Below are 24,146 nucleotides of genomic sequence, written 5' to 3'. Positions count from 1 at the left end.
TTACGTGCAGTGCTCTCGTCGGAGACTAGCGGCCGATCGCGTCAGAGTCAGCGAGAACTGACGAAAAGTCCTGGTCAGACTCTGCTGACCAGGACAATTCGGGACCAAAGTCCCCGCTGGAAGTTCCCTAATCGAGCGCGCTGCGCACTTCGCCGGCGAATCGGTCCGCCGCCGCGCGCAGTGCCACGGTGTCCGGGCCGTGCCGCAGGACCCCCCGGCTGACGCTCGGGACGACGTGGCGCACCGCGTCGCCGAAGACGGTCGGGAGGTCGGCGGGGGTGGCGCCCTGGGCGCCGATGCCCGGAGCCAGCAGCGGGCCGTTGATCGCCAGATCGAACGAGGAGAGATCGCCGAGCGTGGCGCCGACCACCGCGCCGAAGGAGCCCATCGGCTCGGCGCCGGCGTTCTCGGCGGCGAGGTGGCCGAGCACGGTCGCGGCGATGGTGCGGCCGTCCTCGCGCACCGCCCGCTGGACCTCCGCGCCCTCCGGGTTGGAGGTGAGGGCGAGGACGAAGAGCCCGCAGCCGTTCTCCCGCGCCAGGTCGACGGCCGGCTTCAGCGAGCCGTAGCCGAGGTACGGGGAGACCGTCAGGGCGTCCGAGAACAGCGGCGAGTCCGGGCGCAGGAAGGTCTCGGCGTACGCCGCCATGGTCGAGCCGATGTCGCCGCGCTTGGCGTCCATCAGGACCAGGGCGCCGCGCTCGCGCGCCTCGGCGACGGCGGTCTCCAGGACGGCGAGGCCGCGCGAGCCGAAGCGCTCGAAGAACGCCGCCTGCGGCTTGAAGACCGCGACCTGCTCGCCGAGTGCCTCGACGACGGTGCGGGTGAAGCGGGCCAGGCCCGCGACATCGTCGTTCAGGCCCCAGTCGGCCAGCAGGGAGGCGTGCGGGTCGATGCCGACGCACAGCGGGCCGCGCTCGTCCATGGCGCGGCGCAGGCGCGCGCCGAAGGGCTCGGGACTCATGCGGTCACCTTCTTGTGCTCGGCGCCGACCGCGTCGGCGAGGGTGGCGTACGGGCTGTTGCGCAGCCGGGCGGCGAGCCCCTTGTGGATCGCGCGGCACCAGAACGGGCCCTGGTAGATGAACGCGCTGTAGCCCTGGATCAGCGTGGCGCCGGCCAGGATGCGCTGCCAGGCGTCCTCGGCGGTCTCGATGCCGCCGACGCCGATGAGGGTGACCCGGTCGCCGACGCGGGCGTAGAGGCGGCGCAGCACCTCCAGGGAGCGCTCCTTGACGGGCGCGCCGGACAGGCCGCCGGTCTCGGCGATCAGCGCCGGGTCGGCGGTCAGGCCGAGGCCCTCGCGGGCGATGGTGGTGTTGGTGGCGATGATCCCGTCCAGGCCCAGCTCGACGGCGAGGTCGGCGACCGCGTCGATGTCCGCGTCGGCGAGGTCCGGGGCGATCTTGACCAGCAGCGGGACCCGGTGGTCGGTGACCGTGCGGTCGGCGGCCTCGCGTACGGCGGTGAGCAGCGGGCGCAGGTGCTCGACGGCCTGGAGGTTGCGCAGGCCCGGGGTGTTCGGGGAGGAGACGTTGACGACCAGGTAGTCGGCGTGCGGGGCGAGCCGCTCGGTGGAGGTGACGTAGTCACCGATCGCCTCGGACTCCGGGACGATCTTGGTCTTGCCGATGTTGACGCCGAGGGTGGTCGCGAAGACCGGGTTGCGGGCCGCCAGGCGCGCCGCGACGGAGGCGGAGCCGTCGTTGTTGAAGCCCATGCGGTTGATCAGTGCGCGGTCCGGCACGAGCCGGAAGAGGCGCTTTTTGGGGTTGCCGGGCTGCGGCTGGGCGGTGACGGTGCCGATCTCGACGTGGTCGAAGCCGAGCATGGCCATCCCGTCGACGGCGACGGCGTTCTTGTCGAAGCCGGCAGCCAGGCCGAAGGGGCCGTGCATCCGGCGGCCCAGGGCCTCGGTGCGCAGTTCCTTGTAGCGGGGCGCCAGGGCGGCGGCGAGGAAGGTGCGCAGCACGGGGGTGCGCGCGGCGTAGCGGATCCAGCGGAAGGCCAGGTGGTGGGCCTTCTCGGGGTCCATGCGCCGGAAGATCAGTTGGAAGAAGAGGCGGTACATCGTTCGGCGGGCCTTTTCGCGGTGAGGGTCGGTCGAGGGGCTCATGACGAGGGGGACACCGCTTCGGTGTCCCCCTCGTGGGCCCTACTCCTCGCGGGCCGCGATGAGATGTTCGGCGTGTTCCTGGAGGGAACGCACGCCCACATCGCCGCGGGCCATCGCTTCGATGCCCTGGACGGCGGCGGCCAGCGCCTGGACCGTGGTCAGGCAGGGAACGCCGCGGGCGACGGAGGCGGTACGGATGTCGTAGCCGTCGAGCCGGCCGCCGGTGCCGTAGGGGGTGTTGACGATCAGGTCGACCTGGCCGTCGTGGATCAGCTGGACGATGGTCTTCTCGCCGTCGGGGCCCTCGCCCTCGGACTGCTTGCGCACCACGGTGGCGTTGATGCCGTTGCGGCGCAGCACCTCGGCGGTGCCGGAGGTGGCGAGCAGTTCGAAGCCGTGCGCGACCAGCTCACGGGCCGGGAAGATCATCGAGCGCTTGTCGCGGTTGGCGACGGACACGAAGGCCCGGCCCTTGGTGGGCAGCGCCCCGTAGGCGCCGGCCTGGGACTTGGCGTAGGCCGTGCCGAAGACCGAGTCGATGCCCATGACCTCGCCGGTCGAGCGCATCTCGGGGCCGAGGACGGTGTCCACACCGCGGCCCGAGGAGTCCCGGAACCGCGACCAGGGCATGACGGCTTCCTTGACCGAGATCGGCGCGTCCAGCGGCAGGGTGCCGCCGTCGCCGTTCTTGGGCAGCATGCCCTCGGCGCGCAGTTCGGCGATGGTGGCGCCGAGCGAGATCCGGGCGGCGGCCTTGGCCAGCGGTACCGCGGTGGCCTTCGAGGTGAAGGGCACGGTGCGCGAGGCGCGCGGGTTGGCCTCCAGGACGTACAGGATGTCGCCGGCCATCGCGAACTGGATGTTGATCAGGCCGCGGACGCCCACGCCCTTGGCGATCGCCTCCGTCGACGCCCGCAGCCGCTTGATGTCGAAGCCGCCGAGGGTGATCGGGGGCAGCGCGCAGGCGGAGTCGCCGGAGTGGATGCCGGCCTCCTCGATGTGCTCCATGACGCCGCCGAGGTAGAGCTCGTGGCCGTCGTAGAGCGCGTCCACGTCGATCTCTATGGCGTCGTCGAGGAACCGGTCGATGAGGACCGGGTGCTCGGAGATCAGCCCCGCGTGCCGCTCCAGGTACTCGCCGAGCGACGGCTCGTCGTAGACGATCTCCATGCCGCGGCCGCCCAGCACGTAGGACGGGCGGACCATGACCGGGTAGCCGATCTCGGTGGCGATCTTCTTGGCCTCCTCGAAGGAGAAGGCGGTGCCGTACTTGGGCGCGGGCAGACCGGCCTCGGTCAGCACCCGGCCGAAGGCGCCGCGCTCCTCGGCGAGGTCGATCGCCTCGGGCGAGGTGCCGACGATCGGCACGCCGTTGTCCTTGAGCGCCTGCGCCAGGCCCAGCGGGGTCTGCCCGCCGAGCTGGACGACGACGCCGGCGACCGGGCCGGCCTGGGTCTCGGCGTGCACGATCTCCAGGACGTCCTCGAGCGTCAGCGGCTCGAAGTACAGGCGGTCGGAGGTGTCGTAGTCCGTCGAGACGGTCTCGGGGTTGCAGTTGACCATCACGGTCTCGTAGCCGGCGTCGCTGAGCGCGAAGGAGGCGTGGACGCAGGAGTAGTCGAACTCGATGCCCTGGCCGATGCGGTTGGGGCCGGAGCCGAGGATGATCACGGCCGGCTTCTCGCGCGGGGCGACCTCGGTCTCCTCGTCGTAGGACGAGTAGAAGTAGGGGGTCTTCGCGGCGAACTCGGCGGCGCAGGTGTCGACGGTCTTGTAGACGGGGCGGACGCCGAGGGCGTGCCGGACCTCGCGCACGACGTCCTCGCGCAGCCCGCGGATGTCCGCGATCTGGGCGTCGGAGAAGCCGTGGCGCTTTGCGTCCGCAAGGATCTCCGGTTCGAGCTTGTCGGCGCCGGCGATCTCGTCGGCGATCTCCTTGACCAGGAAGAGCTGGTCGACGAACCAGGGGTCGATCTTCGTGGCGTCGAAGACCTCCTGCGGGGTGGCGCCGGCCCGGATCGCGGCCATGACGGTGTTGATCCGGCCGTCGGTCGGGACCTGGGCGAGCTCCAGCAGCTCCGCCTTCGCGCCCGGGGCGGACACGAAGTCGAACTGGCTGCCCTTCTTTTCCAGGGAGCGCAGGGCCTTCTGCAGCGCCTCGGGGAAGTTGCGGCCGATCGCCATCGCCTCGCCGACCGACTTCATGGTCGTGGTCAGCGTGGCGTCGGCGGCCGGGAACTTCTCGAAGGCGAAGCGCGGCACCTTGACGACGACGTAGTCGAGCGTCGGCTCGAAGGACGCCGGGGTCTTCTCGGTGATGTCGTTGGGGATCTCGTCGAGGGTGTAGCCGACGGCGAGCCGGGCGGCGATCTTCGCGATCGGGAAGCCGGTGGCCTTGGAGGCCAGCGCCGAGGAGCGCGAGACGCGCGGGTTCATCTCGATGACGATGACCCGGCCGTCCTCGGGGTTGACCGCGAACTGGATGTTGCAGCCGCCGGTGTCCACACCGACCTCGCGGATGACCGCGATGCCGATGTCCCGCAGGATCTGGTACTCGCGGTCGGTGAGCGTCATCGCCGGCGCGACGGTGATCGAGTCGCCGGTGTGCACGCCCATCGGGTCGAAGTTCTCGATGGAGCAGACGACCACGACGTTGTCGTTCTTGTCGCGCATCAGCTCCAGCTCGTACTCCTTCCAGCCGAGGATGGACTCCTCCAGGAGCACCTCGGTGGTGGGAGACAGCGTCAGGCCCTGCCCGGCGATCCGGCGCAGCTCCTCCTCGTCGTGGGCGAAGCCGGAGCCGGCGCCGCCCATGGTGAAGGAGGGGCGGACGACGACCGGGTAGCCGCCGAGCTCGTCGACGCCCTGGAGGACGTCGTCCATGGAGTGGCAGATGACCGAGCGGGCGGACTCGCCGTAGCCGATCTTGGTGTTGACGGCCTCGACGACCTCCTTGAACAGGTCGCGGTCCTCGCCCTTGTTGATCGCCTCGACGTTGGCGCCGATCAGCTCGACGCCGTACTTGTCGAGGGTGCCGGACTCGTGCAGCGAGATGGCCGTGTTCAGCGCCGTCTGGCCGCCGAGGGTGGGCAGGAGCGCGTCGGGGCGCTCCTTGGCGATGATCTTCTCGACGAAGTCCGGGGTGATCGGCTCGACGTAGGTCGCGTCGGCGATCTCCGGGTCGGTCATGATCGTCGCCGGGTTGGAGTTCACCAGGATGACGCGCAGGCCCTCGGACTTGAGGACCCGGCAGGCCTGGGTACCGGAGTAGTCGAACTCGGCGGCCTGGCCGATGACGATCGGGCCGGAGCCGATGACCAGGACGGACTGGATATCGGTGCGCTTAGGCACGCTGGCCCTCCATCAGGGATACGAAGCGGTCGAAGAGGTACGCCGCGTCGTGCGGACCCGCGGCGGCTTCGGGGTGGTACTGGACACTGAAGGCCGGCTGGTCGAGCAGCTGGAGGCCCTCCACCACGTTGTCATTGAGGCAGACGTGGGAGACCTCGGCGCGGCCGAAGGGGGTGTCGGAAACCTTGTCGAGCGGGGCGTCGACGGCGAATCCGTGGTTGTGCGCGGTGACCTCGACCTTGCCGGTCGTACGGTCCTGCACCGGCTGGTTGATGCCGCGGTGCCCGTACTTGAGCTTGTAGGTGCCGAACCCCAGCGCGCGGCCGAGGATCTGGTTGCCGAAGCAGATGCCGAACAGCGGCGTCCTGCGCTCCAGCACTCCGCGCATGACGGCCACGGGGTGGTCGGCGGTCGCCGGGTCGCCGGGGCCGTTGGAGAAGAACACGCCGTCCGGTGCGACCGCGTAGACGTCCTCGACGGTGGCGGTGGCGGGCAGGACGTGCACCTCGATGCCGCGCTCGGCCATGCGGTGCGGGGTCATGCCCTTGATGCCCAGGTCGATGGCGGCGACGGTGAACTTCTTCGTCCCGATCGCCGGGACGACGTAGGCCTCCTTGGTGGCGACCTGCGTGGACAGGTCGGCACCCTGCATCTCGGGGGCCTGGCGCACCTTGGCCAGCATGACGCCCGCGTCGGGCAGCGCCTCGCCGGAGAAGATGCCGACCCGCATCGCACCGCGCTCGCGCAGATGGCGGGTGAGCGCGCGGGTGTCGATGCCGCTGATGCCGACGACGCCCTGGGCCACCAGCTCGTCGTCCAGGGAGCGCACCGAGCGCCAGTTGGACGGGATGCGGGCGGGGTCGCGGACGACGTAGCCGGCGACCCAGATCCGCTGCGACTCGGGGTCCTCGTCGTTCACCCCGGTGTTGCCGATGTGCGGGGCGGTCATGACGACGACCTGGCGGTGGTACGAGGGGTCGGTCAGCGTCTCCTGATAGCCGGTCATGCCGGTGGAGAACACCGCTTCGCCGAAGGTCTCCCCCACGGCCCCGTAGGCGCGGCCGCGGAAGGTGCGGCCGTCCTCCAGGACGAGTACGGCGGGGATCTTGGCCCCCCTGGTGGAGGTGGTCATCGTGCGCCTTCCGTTTCGGTGTGCTCGGTGGTGGTGCTCAGTGCGTTGATGGCCTCGACCCAGGCGGGGTGCTCGCCCGCCCGGTCGGAGCGGAAACCGGAGTCGATCAGCCGGTCGCCGTGCTGCCAGGTGACGATCAGCAGTCCGCCCTCGGTGAGGACCTTGCCGGCGATGCCCTTGTCGAGGCGGGCGCCGCGCAACGCGGCGGCCGGGACGAAGAAGTCCGCGGCGCCCGGCCGTACGACGTCCAGGCCCTGGTCGGTCAGGGTCAGCTCGACGCGGCTACGGGTGCCCAGGCCGCGCGCGACGATCCGGTCGAGCCACTGCCGGGCCGTGGTGGATCCGTGGTAGCGGCCGCTGAGCGTCAGGCGCGGTTCGCCGGGCTCGTCGGGGGTGCCGGGCAGCTCGGGCAGGTCGCCCTGGAGCGTGCCGCGCCACTTCCAGCCCTGCCGCATCAGCCAGTAGACGAAGACCACGAAGACCAGCAGGCCGACGACCCAGCCGATCCGTGCGGCCCAGTCGGTGACCGGCGCGGACTGCGGCGCTTGGGCCAGTTGGATGAGTGGAGGAGTCACGCCAGCTTCCCGTCGACGACCGTTGCGCGGCCCCGCAGGAAGGTGTGGGTGATACGTCCCGGCAGCTCACGGCCCTCGTAGGGGGTGTTGCGGCTGCGCGAGGCGAAGCCCGCGGGGTCCACCTCTCCACGGTAAGCGGAATCGACCAGGGTGAGGTTGGCCGGCTCACCAGCCGAGATGGGGCGGCCGTGGCCCTCGGCCTGCCCGATCCGCGCGGGCGCGTGGGACATCCGGTCCGCGACGTCCGCCCAGGTCAGCAGGCCGGTCTCGACCATCGTCTGCTGCACGACCGACAGCGCGGTCTCCAGGCCCACCATGCCCATGGCGGCCGCGGCCCACTCGCAGTCCTTGTCCTCGTGCGGGTGCGGGGCGTGGTCGGTGGCGACGATGTCGATCGTGCCGTCGGCGAGGGCCTCGCGCAGGGCCAGCACGTCGCGCTCGGTGCGCAGCGGCGGGTTGACCTTGTAGACGGGGTTGTACGTGCGCACCATCTCGTCGGTGAGGAGCAGGTGGTGCGGCGTGACCTCGGCGGTCACGTCGATCCCGCGGGACTTGGCCCAGCGGACGATCTCGACGGACCCGGCGGTCGACAGGTGGCAGATGTGCACGCGGGAGCCGACGTGCTCGGCGAGCAGGACATCCCGGGCGATGATCGATTCTTCGGCCACCGCGGGCCAGCCGCCGAGTCCCAGCTCCGCCGAGACGATGCCCTCGTTCATCTGGGCGCCCTCGGTGAGCCGCGGCTCCTGGGCGTGCTGCGCGACGACGCCGCCGAAGGCCTTCACGTACTCCAGGGCCCGGCGCATGATCACGGCGTCGTGCACGCACTTGCCGTCGTCGGAGAAGACGGTGACCCCGGCGGCGGACTCGTGCATGGCGCCCAGCTCGGCGAGCTTGCTGCCCTCCAGGCCGACGGTGACGGCGCCGATGGGCTGCACGTCGCAGTAGCCGTGCTCCTGGCCGAGCCGGTAGACCTGCTCGACGACGCCGGCGGTGTCGGCGACGGGGAAGGTGTTGGCCATGGCGAACACGGCGGTGTAGCCGCCGGAGGCGGCCGCCCGGGTCCCGGTCAGGACGGTCTCGGAGTCCTCACGGCCCGGCTCGCGCAGGTGGGTGTGCAGGTCGACGAGGCCCGGCAGGAGGATCTTGCCCCCGGCCTCGACGACGTCGGCGCCCTCGGCGGACAGCCCGGTGCCGACGGCCTCGATGGTCTCGCCGTCGATCAGGACGTCCTGGGCCTCGCCGCCGAGCACCTTCGCACCACGGATCAGGATCTTGCTCATGGGTCTTACTTCTCCTCGGTACGGGTGTGGGTGACGGCGGGCTCGTTGCCGCCGAGCAGCAGGTACAGGACGGCCATGCGGATGGAGACGCCGTTGGCCACCTGCTCGACGACCGTGCAGCGGTCGGAGTCGGCGACCTCGGCGGTGATCTCCATGCCGCGGACCATCGGGCCGGGGTGCATCACGATGGCGTGCTCGGGCATCCGCGCCATCCGGTCGCCGTCCAGGCCGTAGCGGCGCGAGTACTCGCGCTCGGTCGGGAAGAAGGCCGCGTTCATCCGCTCGCGCTGCACCCGCAGCATCATCACGGCGTCGGACTTCGGCAGGACGCGGTCGAGGTCGTAGGACACCTCGCACGGCCAGGTCTCGACGCCGACCGGCACCAGGGTGGGCGGGGCGACGAGGGTGACCTCGGCGCCGAGGGTGTGCAGGAGGTCGACGTTCGAGCGCGCGACGCGGCTGTGCAGCACGTCGCCGACGAGGGTGATGCGCCGCCCGCTCAGGTCCTGGCCGAGCCCGGCGTCCGGGCCGATGAGCCGGCGCCGCATGGTGAAGGCGTCGAGCAGGGCCTGGGTGGGGTGCTGGTGGGTGCCGTCGCCGGCGTTGATGACGGGCGCGTCGATCCATCCGGAGGTGGCGAGCCGGTAGGGGGCGCCGGAGGCGCTGTGCCGTATGACGACGGCGTCGACGCCCATCGCCTCCAGGGTCTGGGCGGTGTCCTTGAGGGACTCGCCCTTGGAGACGCTGGAGCCCTTGGCGGCGAAGTTGATGACGTCCGCGGAGAGCCGCTTCTCGGCGGCCTCGAAGGAGATCCGGGTCCGGGTGGAGTCCTCGAAGAAGAGGTTGCAGACCGTGCGTCCGCGCAGGGTGGGAAGCTTCTTGATCGGCCGGTCGGCGACCCGTGCCATCTCCTCGGCGGTGTCGAGGATCAGTACGGCGTCGTCGCGCGTGAGGTCGGCGGCCGAGATGAGGTGACGCTTCATCCGGTTTTCTCCGTGAGTGAGGGAGGTGTACGGGAATGTCCGTCGAGCGGGCATGCCTGCGGGCCCGGGGTCACCGGGTCCGTACGCGGTGGGCTATCGCTCGCCGGCCGGGGCGGTGTCCTTGACGCCGAGCAGCACGGCGTCCCGGCCGTCCTCCTCGGTGAGCTGGACCTTGACCGTCTCCCGCAGCGACGTGGGGAGGTTCTTGCCCACGTAGTCGGCGCGGATCGGCAGTTCGCGGTGACCGCGGTCGACGAGGACCGCGAGCTGGACGGCGCGCGGGCGGCCGATGTCGCCCAGGGCGTCCAGCGCGGCGCGGATCGTGCGGCCGGAGAACAGGACGTCGTCGACGAGCAGGACGAGCCGCCCCTCGACGCCGTCACCGGGGATGTCCGTGCGGGCGAGCGTGCGGGCGGGGCCCAGGCGCAGGTCGTCGCGGTACATCGTGATGTCGAGCGAGCCCACCGGGATCGTCCGGCCGGTGATCTCCGCCAGCTTGGCGGCCAGCCGCCGGGCGAGGAAGACACCGCGGGTGGGGATTCCCAGCAGCACCACGTCGTCCGCGCCCTTGGCGCGCTCGACGATCTCGTGGGCGATGCGGGTGAGCATGCGCGTGATGTCCGGGCCTTCGAGCACCGGTCGCGCCGGGAGCCGGGCCCCCGCGTCGGAACTGTTTGCGTCCATACGAAACGGACCTCCTTCTCCGCCTCACGGGACGGACCTTAAAGGACGTCGGAATAACGCAGTCAGGTTAGCAGGAGCCCCTTCAGGACTCGCCGGCACCCCTGACGGGTGATGGTCTGGCCCATTCCGCTTGACGAAGTCAGATTACGCTGCGTAACCTCACAGTGAGTTACCACCACGCGGCGGAGCCGCATGTCGATGTCGATACAGCCGTCTGGGGAGCCTTATGTCCAGCGAATACGCCAAACAGCTCGGGGCCAAGCTCCGCGCCATCCGTACCCAGCAGGGCCTCTCCCTCCACGGCGTCGAGGAGAAGTCCCAGGGCCGCTGGAAGGCCGTGGTCGTGGGTTCGTACGAGCGCGGCGACCGTGCCGTGACCGTGCAGCGCCTCGCCGAGCTGGCGGACTTCTACGGCGTCCCGGTCCAGGAGCTCCTGCCGGGCACGACACCGGGTGGCGCGGCCGAGCCGCCGCCGAAGCTGGTGCTCGACCTGGAGCGCCTCGCCCATGTCCCGCAGGAGAAGGCCGGCCCGCTGCAGCGCTACGCCGCCACGATCCAGAGCCAGCGCGGCGACTACAACGGCAAGGTGCTCTCGATCCGCCAGGACGACCTGCGCACCCTGGCCGTCATCTACGACCAGTCGCCCTCGGTGCTGACCGAGCAGCTGATCAGCTGGGGCGTGCTGGATTCCGACGCCCGCCGCGCCGTGACGCACGAGGAGATCTGACCTCGCGCAGCAGCTGAAGAAACGTACCGCCGCCCCGGGCTTCCGGGGCGGCGGTTTTCGTCTGCCCGCCCGCGAGCGGGGCGCGCGGCCCTACGACCGGGCCTGGCGGCAGGCGCGATACGTCGGGCGCGGGGTGGACGCGAGGCGCCGGGGCGCGGGCGGAGGCACGACGCGCCCGGCACGGCGCAGAGGGCGCCACAGGGCGCTTCTGCGGGCATGCGACGGGCCCGGAGCGGTATCCCCCGCTCCGGGCCCGTTCACACGCTCTGTCGACCGCCTGCTACGCCTCGCGCCGCAGGCTCGGCTTCAGCTCCTTGAGCCGGCCGAGGAGGCCGTTGACGAAGGACGGGGAGTCGTCCGTGGAGAACTCCCTGGCGAGCTGCACGGCTTCGTCGATCGCCACCGCGTCCGGCGTGTCGTCCACCCAGAGCAGCTCGAAGGCGCCGAGCCGGAGGATCGAGCGGTCGGCCGCCGGCATCCGGTCCAGGTCCCAGTCGACCGCGTAGGTGGAGATCAGCTCGTCGATACGGGCGATGTGGTCCGCGTACCCCTCGACCAACTGCAGGGTGTATTCGTTGACCGGCGGCTGCCGGGGGTCGGTCCGGGCGTGACGCATCCAGTCCGCGAGCACGGACTGCACGTCGGCGCCGCGCTGATCGGCCTCGAAGAGGATCTGGAAGGCGCGCTTGCGGGCCTTGCTGCGGGCAGCCACGGTTAGCTGTTCACCCGGCCGAGGTAGTCGCCCGAGCGGGTGTCGACCTTGATCTTCTCGCCGGTCGTGATGAAGAGCGGGACCTGGATCTCGTAGCCGGTCTCCAGCGTGGCGGGCTTGGTGCCGCCGGTGGAGCGGTCGCCCTGGACGCCCGGCTCGGTCTCCTTGATGACCAGCTCGACGGCGGCCGGCAGCTCGACGTAGAGCACCGAACCCTCGTGCTGCGCGACAACGGCCTCGAAGCCCTCCAGGAGGAAGTTCGCGGCGTCGCCGACAGCCTTGCGGTCGACGTGGATCTGGTCGTAGGTGTCCATGTCCATGAAGACGAAGTAGTCGCCGTCCATGTACGAGAACTGCATCCCGCGCTTGTCGACGGTGGCCGTCTCGACCTTCACACCGGCGTTGAAGGTCTTGTCCACCACCTTGCCGGACAGCACGTTCTTGAGCTTGGTGCGGACGAAGGCCGGGCCCTTGCCGGGCTTGACGTGCTGGAACTCGACGACGGACCAGAGCTGGCCGCCTTCGAGCTTGAGCACCATGCCGTTCTTGAGGTCGTTCGTGGATGCCACGGTTGCGGAATCTCCTGGACTGCAGGTGGTGGGACCCGGGAGCAGCACCCAGTGAGCCGCTGCGGCTCACAGTGCGAGCAGCTCCTTGGTCGTGATCGTGAGTAGCTCGGGCCCGCCGTCCGCCTCGGGGCGGACGACGAGTGTGTCGTCGATCCGGACACCCCCACGGCCCGGGATGTGAACCCCCGGCTCGACGGTGACCGGCACGCAAGCGTCCAGTTTACCCATGGCGGCCGGGGACAACTGAGGGTCCTCGTCGATTTCGAGTCCCACGCCGTGCCCGGTCCACGGCCCGAGCCGCTCGGCGTAGCCCGCGGCGTCCAGCATGTGCCGGGTCACCCGGTCCACCTCGCGGCACTCCACCCCCGGCGCGAGCGCCTCGCGTCCGGCCCGCTGGGCTGCGAAAACGAGATCGTACAGCTCGATCTGCCAGTCCGAGGGCGAGGTGCCGATGACGAAGGTCCGGCCGATCTCGCAGCGGTAGCCGCGGTAGTTCGCGCCCAGGCCGACGCTGAGGAAGTCCCCCTCCTCGACCCGCCGGTCGGTGGGCAGATGCCGGGCGCGGCCGGAGTTCGGGCCGGTCGCCACGGAGGTGGCGAAGGCCGGGCCGTCCGCGCCGTGGTCGACCAGGCGGCGCTCCAGTTCGAGCGCGAGATGCCGTTCGGTGCGGCCGACCAGGATCGATTCGAGCAGCTCGCCCAGCGCCTGGTCGGCGATCTCGGCGGCGATCCGCAGACAGGCGATCTCGTCGTCGTCCTTGACCAGCCGCTGCGCCTCGACCGCGCACGCCATGTCGGTCAGCCGCAGCCGGGGCGCGACCTGGGAGAGCGCCCGGTGCCGGGAGACGGTGAGGTGGTGCTCCTCGACGGCCAGGGTGTCCGCGCCGGCCGTCGCCGCCAGATCGGCGCCGGCCACGACCGGGTCGCCGTCGCGGGTGGGCAGCACCGACACCCGTACGTCGTCGACCGGACGGCCCTCGGACGGGTCGCCGCTGAGCGGTCTGCCGCACAGCAGCACATCGTCGCCCGGCCCCAGCAGCAGGGCGGCGCCGGGCGGCGCGCAGCCGGTGAGGTAGCGGACGTTCGCGGGGCGCGAGATCAGTGCGGCGGCACTTCCGGCCCCGGCTACGCGGTCGCGCAGACGCGTGCGTCGGGCCGCGTACAACTCGGACATATCACGAGCGTACGGCGACTCCCCCCGGGCGGCCGGTCGAGCGCGGCCGCCCGGGGGAGCCGCCCGCTCACCAGCTCGGCGGGCTGGCGATGGAGCGGGCGACGACGTCGCCCAGCATGCGGGCCGTCGTGGCGACGTCGTGCTGGGAGTTGTCGATGATCGGCAGCCCGGAGCCGTACCAGCCGGCCATCCGGCCGTGGATCCTGGCGACCTCCTCGTCCGACAGGCGGCGGTTGCCGGAGCGCCGGGCGTTGCGCTCCAGGACTATCTCCAGGCCGGGCAGCAGCACGATCGGCAGCAGCCCGGGGCCCACATGCCGCTTCCAGCCTCCGAGCCCGACGACCGGCCGGTCGGGGAAGACGGCGTCGTCGAGGATGCAGGAGATGCCGTTGGCGAGGAAGTTGCGGGCCGCGAAGCCGCAGGTACGGCGGGCGAGCCGGTACTGCGCCTCGGAGTGGTCGTTCCAGCCGGACTGCGGGTCGGCGAAACCCGAGCGGACCCATTCGCGGACGTCGTCGAGGCTGATGTGCGCGGTCGGCACCCGGCGGGTGTCGGCCCAGTGGCGCGCGACGCTGGTCTTGCCGGCTCCGGCCGGCCCGATGAGCAGCACCGCGACGGCCGCCTGGCCGGCGTCCGGTGCGGCGGTGTCGGTGGGCGGGCTGGGCAGCGGCACCGGGGCGCCCGGAGGCAGCGGGACATGGCCCGTGAGGTCGCTGGTGCTGTGGCCGGTGGGCGGGGCCTGCTGGGGTGCGGGCCCGTGCCAGCCCTGCTGCGGGGCGGGCTGCTGGGCGGGTGGGGGCGGGGCCGCGGGGGCCGGCGGCGCGGCCGGCGGTGCGGTGGGTGGGGTGGGCCGTCCGGGGTCGGGCGTCCAGTGCATGGCGGCCCCGGGTCCTGATGCCTGCCCGTGGGGCGGCAGCGGAGCCCCCACTGCGTACTGCATCCGGTGGCTCTCCGTCTCGTGCGGTCGACGTGGTGCGGTGCTCCCCCGGCTGACGCCGGGTGGGGTGCCCTCAGCGGTGGCCGAGGGGGCCCCGGGCGCCGGGCCGGTGCCCGGTGCGGTGCGGCGGTTCCACCGGCCCCGGGGGCCGTGGTGCCCACGGCCGCCGGCAGGGGTGGTACTGCTTGCGAACGGTACCCTCCCGGCCTCGGCCGGGAAGGCTCCTACCCCCGGCGCGCGCCAAGTGAACGGCCGGGGGCGGGGCCGAAGTGCCCACGGTGGTACGTCAGTTGCCGAGTTCCTCGGCCAGCGCACGGAGCGCGAGGCGGTAGGAGCCGATGCCGAATCCGGCGACCGTACCGCTGGCGACGGCCGCGATGACCGAATTGTGGCGGAACTCCTCGCGCGCGTACGGGTTCGAGATGTGCACCTCGATGAGCGGGGCGGTGCGCTGGGCGGCCGCGTCCCGCATTCCGTACGAGTAGTGCGTGAAGGCGCCGGGGTTGATGACAACCGGAATCGATCCGTCGGCGGCCTCGTGCAGCCAGCGGATCATCTCGCCCTCGTCGTTGGTCTCCCGGACCTCGGCCTCGAAGCCCAGCTCCTTGCCGAGCCGGGTGCACTCCTCGACGAGTCCGGCGTAGGAGGTGGCGCCGTAGACGTCGGGCTCGCGGGAGCCCAGCCGGCCGAGGTTGGGGCCGTTGAGGACGAGGACCCGCCGGGCCTTGCCGGTCATGCCGCGATCTCCGCGTGCGCGGCGAGCAGCATGGCCGGGTCCGGGCCTTCCAGGACGGTCGGCTTGGCGAGGCCGTCCAGGACGATGAAGCGCAGCCGGTCGCCGCGGGACTTCTTGTCGACCTTCATCGTCTCCAGCAGCTTGGGCCACTGGTCACCGCGGTAGGTCAGCGGCAGGCCGACGGAGGCGAGGACGGTGCGGTGCCGGTCGGCGGTGGCGTCGTCCAGGCGGCCGGCGATCCGGCCGAGTTCGGCGGCGAAGACCATGCCGACGGAGACCGCGGCGCCGTGCCGCCAGTTGTACCGCTCGTTCTTCTCGATGGCGTGGGCCAGGGTGTGGCCGTAGTTGAGGATCTCGCGCAGGCCCGACTCCTTGAGGTCGGCGGAGACCACCTCGGCCTTGACCCGGATGGCGCGCTCGATCAGCTCGGCGGTGTGCGCACCGTCCGGGCGCTTGGCGGCCTCGGGGTCGGACTCGATCAGATCGAGGATCGCCGGGTCGGCGATGAAGCCGGCCTTGATGACCTCGGCCAGGCCGGAGACGTAGTCGTGCACCGGCAGCGTGTCGAGCGCGGCGAGGTCGCACAGGACGCCGGCCGGCGGGTGGAAGGCCCCGACGAGGTTCTTGCCCTCGGCGGTGTTGATGCCGGTCTTGCCGCCGACCGCGGCGTCGACCATGCCCAGGACGGTGGTGGGGACGGCGATCCAGCGCACCCCGCGCAGCCAGGTCGCGGCGACGAAGCCGGCCAGGTCGGTGGTGGCGCCGCCGCCGACGCCGACGATCACATCGCTGCGGGTGAAGCCGGACTGCCCGAGCGCCTTCCAGCAGTACGCCGCGACCTCGGCGGTCTTGGACTCCTCGGCGTTCGGCAGCTGGATGGCGATCGCCTCGTAGCCCTGGGAGGCGAGGTCCTCGCGCAGCGCCTCGCCGGTGGCGGCCAGCGCCTCCGGGTGCAGGACCGCGATGCGCTTGACGCCGTCGCCGATCAGGCCCGGGAGCTCGCCGAGCAGCTGCCGCCCGACGAGCACCTCGTAGGGGTCGGTGCCCGCCGTACCGCCGACCTGGATACGGATGGCCTGCTCCGTCATGCCTGTTCCTCCCTGTGGCCCGCCCGCGGGGCGTCTCCCGCGGCCGGCCGTAGCTCCAATGCGTCCAGGATCGCCTCGGCGACCTGGGCGGGGGTGCGCTCCTGCGTGGCGATCACGGCGCGCGCGACCTCGGTGTACAGCGGGCGGCGCCGCTCCATCAGCTCGCGCCACTGCTTGCGCGGGTTGACCGCGAGCAGCGGGCGGGGGGCGTCCAGGCCCACCCGCTTGACGGCGTCGGCGAGTTGGACGTCGAGGAAGATCACCGGCAGGCCGGTCAGCAGCTTGCGGGTGCCCTCGTCCAGGATCGCGCCGCCGCCGAGCGAGAGCACGCCCGGGTGCTCGTCGAGCGCGACGCGGACCGCCTCGCGCTCCAGCTCGCGAAAGCGCGGCTCGCCCTCGTCGAAGAAGATCTCGGCGATCGGCCGGCCGGCGGTGGCGACGATGTCGGCGTCGGTGTCCCGATAGCCGACGCCCAGTCGCTCGGCGAGCAGCGCGCCCACCGTGGACTTACCGGCACCGGGCGGGCCGACCAGCACGACGACCGGGGACGTCACTTGATCGCCAGGTTGTCGAGGAAGCTGCGCACGTTGCGGCGGGTCTCGGCCACGCTGTCGCCGCCGAACTTCTCCACGACGGCGTCGGCCAGGACGAGGGCGACCATGGCCTCGGCGACGATGCCCGCGGCCGGGACGGCGCAGACGTCCGAGCGCTGGTGGTGCGCCTTGGCCGCCTCACCGGTGGAGACGTCCACGGTGGCCAGGGCGCGCGGGACGGTGGCGATCGGCTTCATCGCGGCGCGCACCCGCAGCAGCTCGCCGGTCGTCAGACCGCCCTCGGTGCCACCGGAGCGGCCCGAGCCGCGCTTGATCCCGTCCTCGGTGGCCAGGATCTCGTCATGCGCCTGCGAACCCGGCACCCGCGCCAGGTCGAAGCCGTCGCCGACCTCGACGCCCTTGATCGCCTGGATGCCCATCAGGGCGGCGGCCAGCCGGGCGTCCAGTCGCCGGTCCCAGTGGACGTGCGAGCCGAGGCCCACCGGCACGCCGTAGGCCAGCACCTCGACCACACCACCCAGGGTGTCGCCGTCCTTGTGCGCCTGGTCGATCTCCGCGACCATCGCCTTCGACGCGTCCGCGTCCAGGCAGCGCACCGGGTCCGCGTCCAGCTTCGCCACGTCGGAGGGCTTCGGGTACACCCCGTACGGGGCCTTGGCCGCGGCCAGCTCGACCACGTGCGAGACGATCTCGATCCCGGCCGTCTCCTTCAGGAACGAGCGGGCCACCGCGCCGAGCGCCACCCGGGCGGCGGTCTCGCGGGCCGAGGCGCGCTCCAGGATCGGGCGGGCCTCGTCGAAGCCGTACTTCTGCATGCCGGCGAGGTCGGCGTGTCCGGGGCGGGGGCGGGTCAGCGGGGCGTTGCGCGCCAGCGCCGCCAGCTCGTCCGCGTCCACCGGATCGGCCGCCATCACCTGCTCCCACTTGGGCCACTCGGTGTTGCCGACCATGACGGCCACCGGCGAGCCCAGCGACAGACCGTGCCGCACCCCGCCCAGGAACGTGACCTGGTCCTGCTCGAACTTCATCCGGGCACCGCGGCCGTAGCCCAGCCGGCGTCGCGCCAGCGCGTCCGCCACCAACTCCGTGGTGATCGGGACCCCGGCCGGAAGGCCCTCCAGCGTCGCCACGAGTGCGGGGCCGTGCGACTCCCCCGCCGTCAGCCAGCGCAACCTGCTCAACGGTGCTCCTCATGTACTGCTCATCCGCGTATGGTCTCCCCCTGATCCTCCCACGTCGCGTGCGAGGGGCGGCGCCCAGTCCAGAGAACGGACCGGGCGCCGCAGGGGTCGGGAGCCGGGCCGGCGGATCAGCGGGCGGCCAGGGCCGCCTCACCCGCCTCGCGCATCGCGGCCAGCGGCGCCGGAGAGCGACCGGTCATCTGCTCCACCTGGAGCACGGCCTGGTGGACCAGCAGGTCGAGCCCGCCGACCACCGCGCCACCGCGGTCGGCCCAGGCGGTGGCCAGGGCCGTCGGCCAGGGCTCGTAGAGGACGTCGAAGAGCGTGCCGGGCCGGTCGGGGACGGCTGCGGCGAGCGCGTCGGTGGTGCCCGCCGGGGTGGTGGCGATGGTCAGCGGGGCCGCGAAGGCCTCGGCCGCGTCCGCCCAGGGGGCGGTCCGGACCGTGACGCCGAGCCGCTCGCCCCAGCCGCGCATCTCCTCGGCGCGGGCGTCGCTGCGGACGTACGCGGTGACCTCGCCGGTGCAGATCCGGGACAGCGCGGCGAGCGCCGAGGAGGCGGTGGCGCCGGCGCCCAGGACGGCGGCCCGCTCGACCTGCCGCACCCCGCGCTCGCGCAGCGCGGCGAGCATGCCCGGGATGTCGGTGTTGTCGCCCAGGCGGCGCCCGTCGGGCGTGCACACGACGGTGTTCACCGCCTCGACGGAGGCCGCGGTGGCGGTGATCTCGTCGAGCAGCGGGATCACCGCGCGCTTGAGCGGCATGGTCAGGGAGAGCCCCGCCCACTCCGGGCCGAGTCTCCCGACGAATCCGGGCAGTGCCGCCTCGTCGACCTCGAAGCGGTCGTACGTCCAGTCCGTCAGGCCCAGTTCCGCGTAGGCGGCACGGTGCAGCACCGGGGAGAGGGAGTGGGTGATCGGGGAGCCGAGTACCGCAGCACGACGTGTGGGGCTCATTGCCTGGCTTTCTCGCGTTCCTTTTCGTAGATGTGGCGGTTTCGCTCGTGCTCTTCGTTCGTCTCGGCGAACAGCGTCTTTTCGGGGTTGATCGAGACGAAGTAGTACCAGTTGCCCTTGGCGGGGCTGATGGCGGACTTGAGCGCGACCTCGCCCGGGTTGCCGATCGGCCCCGGCGGCAGACCCTTGAACTTGTAGGTGTTGTACGGGTCGTTGAAGTTCCGCAGGTTGTCGACGGAACCGGTGTCCAGGGTGCTCTGGGACCTCGCGTAGTTCACCGTCGAGTCGAAGTCGAGCAGACCGTAGGTCTCGGTGTTGTCCGGCTTGAGGCGGTTGTAGACGACGCGCGCGACCTTGAGGAAGTCGTGCTTGTACTTGCCCTCGGCCTGCGTGAGGCTGGCGACCGTGAGCAGCTGCATCGGCGAGTCCAGCTGGAGCTTGCGCGCGCTGCCCGCGAGGTCCAGCTTCTCGTAGACCTGATTGGCTCGTGCCACCATCTGCTTCAGGACCGCCGACGGCTTCGCGTTCTCCCCCACGCTGTAGGTGGACGGGTAGAGGAAGCCCTCGAGCGGGTCCTTTATCTTGGCCGAGTCGTCGGCCCACGACGGCAGGCCGAGGTTCTTGACCTCGCTCTTGGCGACGCCCTTGGTCGTGCCCGCCTTGAGCTTCAGCTTCTGGTCGATGAGTTTGTAGACCTCGCCCGCCCGCAGCCCCTCGCGGATCGTGAGGCCGTTGCGGCTCTTGGGGTCCAGCATCAGCTCGACGGCCGAGGCGGCCGACATCTGCTTGCGGAGGGTGTACGTTCCCGGCTGCAGAGTCTTGTCGCCGGCCGCCTCGCTGAAGGCGCCCGCGCTCTTGACCACGCCGTTCTTCGCGAGGATCTGCCCCATCTCCGAGATCGGCGACCCGTCCGGGATGTCGACCTGGATCTCGCCCGAGCCCTCGCCCTCGTAGTCCGGGGCCGGGCCGAAGTGGCTCATGAAGAAGTCGTAGCCGAAGTAGCCGACGGCGCCGACCGCGCCGGCGAAGACCAGGGTGACGATCAGGCAGGCGGTGCCGCTGCGGCGTTTGTTCTTCTTGTTCTTCTTGTTCTTCTTGCCGCGGCGGTCACGGCCGGAGCGTCCTTCGCGCGGCTCGTCGTCGTAGGCGTCCCGGTCGTCGCGGTCGTCCCCGTACGGGCCGTCCGCGCCGTCGGCGAAGAACGGGTGTTCGGGCTCCGGTTCGCGCGGCGGCTCCGGCTCGGCCCGCCAGTCGTCGGCGGCGGCGTCCTCGTAGGGGGCCGCGGCCGGCTGGTCGTACTGCTGCGGGGAGTAGTGCTGCTGGTGTGCCGGCGCCTGCTGCGGATGCTGCTGGTAGGCGTCCTGGTGGCCGTAGGGGCTCTGGCCGGCGCCGGCGTACGGGTCGGCCGGCGGATGCTGCCCGTAGGGGTCGTACGGGTCGTACGGCAGTTGCCCCGTCTGGGAGCCGTCCCAGCCCCCGTCGTAGGGCTGTTGTGGGTGCTGCTGCTGGGGTCCCGGGTAGTGCTGCGGGGCGGACTGCTGCCCGCCCCACTGAGGCTGCTGCGCCTGGCCTCCGTAGGAACCCTGGTCTCCGTAGAGCGGGTCCTCGGGATGCCACGGTTCGGAGCCGTAGCCCCGGCCATACTCGGTCATCGATCCCCTAGAGCCGAGAGGCGGTGCGCTCCGGTCCGGCAGCGCGCTTGCTGTATCGATCCGCCTCTACTTGCACGTGCGGCTGTTCGAACCACCGCCACATCGCGCGGCACGTTACCGTATCGCGATCAGATGACCACTTCGACGCTCTCGCCCGGAGGCTCCCCGGAGAGCCGCTCGGTCTCCAGCGCGCTCTGCAGGATGACCACCGCGGCCGCCTGGTCGACCACCGAGCGGCCCTTCTTGCTGCGCACTCCGGAGGCCCGCAGGCCCTGGGTCGCGGTGACCGTCGACATCCGCTCGTCGACCAGCCGGACCCCTACGGGTGCGATGTTCCGCGCCAGCTCCTGGGCGAAGGCCCGGACCTTGGCCGCGGCCGGCCCCTCTCCCCCACTGAGGGAGCGGGGCAGGCCGACCACGACTTCGAGCGGCTCGTACTCCTCGACGATCGCCTTGAGCCGACGGTGTGCCGCGGGGACGTCACGTCCCGGCACGGTCTCGACGGGAGTGGCGAGGACCCCGTCGGGGTCGCACGAGGCGACCCCGATGCGGGCGTCCCCGACATCCACCGCGAGGCGTCGGCCGCGTCGCATCTCACTCACGCGCGTCAGGCCGCCTCGGCCACGAGGCGCTCGACGGCCTCGATGGCCTCGGGCACCGCGGCGGCGTTCTGTCCGCCGCCCTGGGCGACGTCCGGCTTGCCGCCGCCACCGCCGCCGAGCGTCTTGGCGGCCGTACGGACCAGGTCACCGGCCTTGATGCCGCGCTCACGGGCGGCCTCGTTGGTGGCGACGACGGTCACCGGACGGCCGTTGGCGACCGTGAACAGCGCCACGACGACGGCGCGGTCGCCCTGGATCCGGCCGCGGACGTCCAGCACGAGCTTGCGCAGGTCGTCGGCGGAGGTGCCGTCCGGGACCTGGGCGGCGGCCAGCGCCACCCCGCGGACGTCCTTGGCACCCTCGGCCAGCCCCGCGGCGGCCTGCAGCACCTTCTCGGCGCGGAACTTCTCGATCTCCTTCTCGGCGTCCTTGAGCTTGGCCAGGACACCGGAGATCTTCTCCGGCAGCTCCTCCGGGCGCCCCTTGACCAGCTCGGTGAGCTGGGAGACGACGGTGTGCTCACGGGCCAGGAACCGGTAGGCGTCCACGCCGACCAGCGCCTCGACACGGCGTACGCCGGAGCCGATGGAGGACTCGCCCAGCAGCTTCACCAGGCCCAGCTGGGCGGTGTTGTGGACGTGCGTGCCGCCGCACAGCTCCTTGGAGAAGTCGCCGATGGTGACCACGCGGACCCGGTCGCCGTACTTCTCGCCGAACTCGGCGATGGCGCCCTGCTTCTTGGCGTCCTCCATGCTCATGACCTCGGCGTGCACGTCGAGCTCACGGGCCAGCACGTCGTTGATCTTCTGCTCGACGTCCGTGAGGACCGAGCCGGGCACCGCGGTGGGCGAGCCGAAGTCGAAGCGGAAACGGCCCGGGGAGTTCTCCGAGCCGGCCTGGGCGGCCGTCGGGCCCAGGGCGTCGCGCAGCGCCTGGTGGGTGAGGTGGGTGGCGCTGTGGGCGCGGGCGATGGCGCGGCGGCGGGTGACGTCGATGGCGGCGTAGGCGGCCGAGCCGAGGACCACCTCGCCGACCTGGACGACGCCCTTGTGGACCGTGACGCCGGGCACCGGCTGCTGGACGTCGCGGACCTCGACGACGGCGCCGGAGTCCAGCCTGATCCGGCCGGTGTCGGCGAGCTGGCCGCCGCCCTCGGCGTAGAACGGGGTGCGGTCCAGGACGACCTCGACCTCGTCGCCTTCGTGGGCGGCGGGGGCCGGGGCACCGTTGACCAGCAGGCCGACGACGGTGGACTCGCCCTCGGTCGCGCTGTAGCCGGTGAACTCCGTGGAGCCGGACTTGTCGGCGACCTCGCGGTAGGCGGACAGGTCGGCGTGGCCGTGCTTCTTGGCCTGGGCGTCGGCCTTGGCGCGCTCCCGCTGCTCCTTCATCAGGCGGCGGAAGCCGTCCTCGTCCACCGAGAGGCCCTGTTCGGCGGCCATTTCGAGGGTGAGGTCGATCGGGAAGCCCCAGGTGTCGTGGAGCAGGAAGGCCTTGTCGCCGGCCAGGACCGTGCCGCCGGCGGCCTTGGTGTCCGTGACGGCGGTGTCGAGGATGTTGGTGCCGGCCCTGAGCGTCTTGACGAAGGCGGCCTCCTCGGCGAGGGCGACCGTCTCGATGCGGCGGCGGTCCTCGATCAGCTCCGGGTACTGCCGGCCCATGGTCGTGATGACGACGTCCAGCAGCTCGCCGACGACCAGGTCCTTGGCGCCGAGCAGGCGCATGTTGCGGATGGCGCGGCGCATGATGCGGCGCAGGACGTAGCCGCGGCCCTCGTTGCCGGGCGTGACGCCGTCGCCGATGAGCATCGTGGACGTGCGCAGATGGTCGGCGACCACGCGCAGCGAGACGTCGGAGTCGTGCGAGTGGCCGTAGCGGACGCCGGTGAGCTCGGTGGCCTTGTCGATGACGACGCGCAGGGTGTCCGTCTCGTACATGTTGGGGACGTCCTGCAGGATCATCGCCAGGCGCTCGAGGCCGAGGCCGGTGTCGATGTTCTTGCTGGGCAGCTCGCCGAGGATCTCGAAGTCCTCCTTGCCGGTGCCCGCGCCGCGCTCGTACTGCATGAAGACCAGGTTCCAGATCTCCACGTACCGCTCGTCGTTGACGGCCGGGCCGCCCTCGACGCCGAACTCGGGGCCGCGGTCGTAGTTGATCTCGGAGCACGGGCCGCAGGGGCCCGGGACGCCCATGGACCAGTAGTTCTCCTTCTTGCCCAGCCGCTGGATGCGCTCCTTGGGCACGCCGACGACCTCGTGCCAGATGCGCTCGGCCTCGTCGTCGTCGAGGTAGACGGTGATCCACAGGCGCTCGGGGTCGAGGCCGTAGCCGCCGTCGGCCTGCGAGCTGGTCAGCAGCTCCCAGGCGTAGGTGATGGCGCCTTCCTTGAAGTAGTCGCCGAAGGAGAAGTTGCCGCACATCTGGAAGAACGTGCCGTGCCGGGTGGTCTTGCCGACCTCTTCGATGTCCGGCGTACGGACGCACTTCTGGACGCTGGTGGCACGCGGGGCGGGCGGCTTGACCTCGCCGAGGAAGTACGGCTTGAAGGGGACCATGCCCGCGTTGACGAGCAGCAGCGTCGGGTCGTCCGCGATGAGCGACGCCGACGGCACGACGGTGTGCCCGCGCTCCTCGAAGAAGCGCAGCCAGCGGCGGCGGATTTCAGCCGACTCCATCAGTGGTCCTCTTTTCCAGTCGGTCCGGTCAGACCGTTCGGTCCGGTTGCCTTGGTGGTTCTGTGGTGTGGTTCGAGCACCGCGCGGCGCGGTGCGGGCAGCTCGCGCACCTCGGCCGGCTCGCGCAGGCCGAGGGCGTCGTGCAACTGCTCTTCACGGTCCGCCATTCCGGTCCGTACGTCCAATGCAAATTGGCGCAACCGGTTTCCGGTCTCGACGGCCTTCTCCGCGGCCTGGGCGGCGAGGCTTTCGGGCTGCAGCTTGCGCAGCTTTTGGTGGACCTTGTTCGTGGCCCACACCCCGGCGGCGGCGCCGGTGGTGAACCAGAATGCGCGGCGGAACATCGCTGTGATCAGTCCTTGGAGCGACGGTTGCGGGGGGGGGGGGGGGGGGGGGGGGGGGGGGGGGGGGGGACGAAGAAAAGGCGCTCCGGCTTCCTCGCGTCCCTCTTCTTTCCCTCG

Annotated in this window: 22 protein-coding genes; 1 reads left to right on the top strand and 21 read right to left on the bottom strand. The window is 71.5% G+C overall.

What is annotated here, in order from left to right; translation table 11 throughout:
- Positions 1–127 precede the first annotated feature (127 nt).
- The 8 genes from pyrF to pyrR all read right to left on the bottom strand — a co-directional run bounded on the left by pyrF (position 128) and on the right by pyrR (position 10,123).
- On the bottom strand, positions 128–964 hold the full coding sequence (gene pyrF / locus ACZ5XZ_RS12255; RefSeq protein ID WP_468976885.1) for an orotidine-5'-phosphate decarboxylase: 837 nt from the start codon (positions 962–964) through the stop codon (positions 128–130).
- A complete protein-coding gene (locus ACZ5XZ_RS12250; protein ID WP_468977049.1) occupies positions 961–2,070 on the bottom strand; it encodes a quinone-dependent dihydroorotate dehydrogenase in 1,110 nt (369 codons plus the stop codon). Before ACZ5XZ_RS12250 ends, pyrF begins: the two co-directional genes overlap by 4 nt.
- Positions 2,071–2,154: 84 nt before the next feature.
- The gene (gene carB / locus ACZ5XZ_RS12245; protein ID WP_468976882.1) at positions 2,155–5,466 is read right to left on the bottom strand and encodes a carbamoyl-phosphate synthase large subunit; all 3,312 of its coding nucleotides are present in this window, start codon (positions 5,464–5,466) and stop codon (positions 2,155–2,157) included.
- Positions 5,459–6,598: a glutamine-hydrolyzing carbamoyl-phosphate synthase small subunit gene (carA, locus tag ACZ5XZ_RS12240; protein ID WP_468976880.1), complete on the bottom strand. Its 1,140-nt coding sequence runs from the start codon at positions 6,596–6,598 to the stop codon at positions 5,459–5,461. The genes carB and carA overlap by 8 nt, the downstream gene beginning before the upstream one ends.
- Positions 6,595–7,173 (bottom strand): PH-like domain-containing protein, encoded by a 579-nt coding sequence (locus tag ACZ5XZ_RS12235; protein ID WP_468976878.1) that lies wholly within the window; start codon positions 7,171–7,173, stop codon positions 6,595–6,597. The genes carA and ACZ5XZ_RS12235 overlap by 4 nt, the downstream gene beginning before the upstream one ends.
- Positions 7,170–8,456 (bottom strand): dihydroorotase, encoded by a 1,287-nt coding sequence (locus tag ACZ5XZ_RS12230; protein ID WP_468976876.1) that lies wholly within the window; start codon positions 8,454–8,456, stop codon positions 7,170–7,172. Before ACZ5XZ_RS12230 ends, ACZ5XZ_RS12235 begins: the two co-directional genes overlap by 4 nt.
- Before the next feature lie 5 nt (positions 8,457–8,461).
- Entirely contained in the window at positions 8,462–9,439 is a 978-nt protein-coding gene (locus ACZ5XZ_RS12225) for an aspartate carbamoyltransferase catalytic subunit (RefSeq protein ID WP_468976874.1), read from the bottom strand.
- A gap of 93 nt (positions 9,440–9,532) precedes the next feature.
- The gene (gene pyrR, locus ACZ5XZ_RS12220; RefSeq protein ID WP_468976871.1) at positions 9,533–10,123 is read right to left on the bottom strand and encodes a bifunctional pyr operon transcriptional regulator/uracil phosphoribosyltransferase PyrR; all 591 of its coding nucleotides are present in this window, start codon (positions 10,121–10,123) and stop codon (positions 9,533–9,535) included.
- A gap of 226 nt (positions 10,124–10,349) precedes the next feature.
- On the opposite strand from pyrR, the gene bldD reads away from it, so the two are divergent.
- The gene (bldD, locus tag ACZ5XZ_RS12215) at positions 10,350–10,850 is read left to right on the top strand and encodes a transcriptional regulator BldD (RefSeq protein WP_384429091.1); all 501 of its coding nucleotides are present in this window, start codon (positions 10,350–10,352) and stop codon (positions 10,848–10,850) included.
- A 280-nt stretch (positions 10,851–11,130) separates the two neighbouring features.
- Here bldD and nusB read toward each other — a convergent pair whose 3' ends face one another.
- The 13 genes from nusB to ACZ5XZ_RS12150 form a co-directional block, all read right to left on the bottom strand.
- Complete coding sequence (gene nusB / locus ACZ5XZ_RS12210; RefSeq protein ID WP_468976869.1) at positions 11,131–11,562, bottom strand: transcription antitermination factor NusB; 432 nt, start codon at positions 11,560–11,562, stop codon at positions 11,131–11,133.
- A gap of 2 nt (positions 11,563–11,564) precedes the next feature.
- Positions 11,565–12,131 carry an elongation factor P gene (gene efp / locus ACZ5XZ_RS12205; RefSeq protein WP_384429085.1) on the bottom strand — a complete coding sequence of 189 codons (567 nt, stop codon included), beginning with the start codon at positions 12,129–12,131 and terminating at the stop codon, positions 11,565–11,567.
- Between the two features lie 66 nt (positions 12,132–12,197).
- Positions 12,198–13,304, bottom strand: a complete 1,107-nt coding sequence (locus ACZ5XZ_RS12200; RefSeq protein ID WP_468976867.1) for an aminopeptidase P family protein — start codon at positions 13,302–13,304, stop codon at positions 12,198–12,200.
- A gap of 67 nt (positions 13,305–13,371) precedes the next feature.
- Entirely contained in the window at positions 13,372–14,244 is an 873-nt protein-coding gene (locus ACZ5XZ_RS12195; protein ID WP_468976864.1) for a Pro-rich N-terminal domain-containing protein, read from the bottom strand.
- Between the two features lie 283 nt (positions 14,245–14,527).
- Entirely contained in the window at positions 14,528–14,977 is a 450-nt protein-coding gene (gene aroQ, locus ACZ5XZ_RS12190; RefSeq protein WP_384429075.1) for a type II 3-dehydroquinate dehydratase, read from the bottom strand.
- Entirely contained in the window at positions 14,974–16,065 is a 1,092-nt protein-coding gene (aroB, locus tag ACZ5XZ_RS12185; RefSeq protein ID WP_468976862.1) for a 3-dehydroquinate synthase, read from the bottom strand. The genes aroQ and aroB overlap by 4 nt, the downstream gene beginning before the upstream one ends.
- The gene (locus ACZ5XZ_RS12180) at positions 16,062–16,619 is read right to left on the bottom strand and encodes a shikimate kinase (protein WP_468976860.1); all 558 of its coding nucleotides are present in this window, start codon (positions 16,617–16,619) and stop codon (positions 16,062–16,064) included. The genes aroB and ACZ5XZ_RS12180 overlap by 4 nt, the downstream gene beginning before the upstream one ends.
- Positions 16,616–17,800 (bottom strand): chorismate synthase, encoded by a 1,185-nt coding sequence (gene aroC, locus ACZ5XZ_RS12175; RefSeq protein ID WP_468976857.1) that lies wholly within the window; start codon positions 17,798–17,800, stop codon positions 16,616–16,618. Before aroC ends, ACZ5XZ_RS12180 begins: the two co-directional genes overlap by 4 nt.
- Positions 17,801–17,928: 128 nt before the next feature.
- Entirely contained in the window at positions 17,929–18,756 is an 828-nt protein-coding gene (locus ACZ5XZ_RS12170) for a shikimate dehydrogenase (protein ID WP_468976854.1), read from the bottom strand.
- Positions 18,753–20,408, bottom strand: coding sequence for an endolytic transglycosylase MltG (mltG, locus tag ACZ5XZ_RS12165; RefSeq protein WP_468976852.1), 1,656 nt, complete (start codon positions 20,406–20,408; stop codon positions 18,753–18,755). Before mltG ends, ACZ5XZ_RS12170 begins: the two co-directional genes overlap by 4 nt.
- Positions 20,409–20,536: 128 nt before the next feature.
- Positions 20,537–21,001, bottom strand: a complete 465-nt coding sequence (ruvX, locus tag ACZ5XZ_RS12160; RefSeq protein ID WP_468977047.1) for a Holliday junction resolvase RuvX — start codon at positions 20,999–21,001, stop codon at positions 20,537–20,539.
- 14 nt (positions 21,002–21,015) lie between these two features.
- Positions 21,016–23,685, bottom strand: coding sequence for an alanine--tRNA ligase (gene alaS, locus ACZ5XZ_RS12155; RefSeq protein WP_468976849.1), 2,670 nt, complete (start codon positions 23,683–23,685; stop codon positions 21,016–21,018).
- Positions 23,685–24,029, bottom strand: a complete 345-nt coding sequence (locus ACZ5XZ_RS12150) for a DUF6167 family protein (protein ID WP_468976848.1) — start codon at positions 24,027–24,029, stop codon at positions 23,685–23,687. The genes alaS and ACZ5XZ_RS12150 overlap by 1 nt, the downstream gene beginning before the upstream one ends.
- Positions 24,030–24,146: the final 117 nt, after the last annotated feature.

Source organism: Streptomyces sp. NPDC033270 (assembly GCF_055576575.1).
The sequence above is the reverse complement of the archived record's forward strand: the minus strand, read 5'-3'. Positions and strand labels throughout refer to the sequence as shown.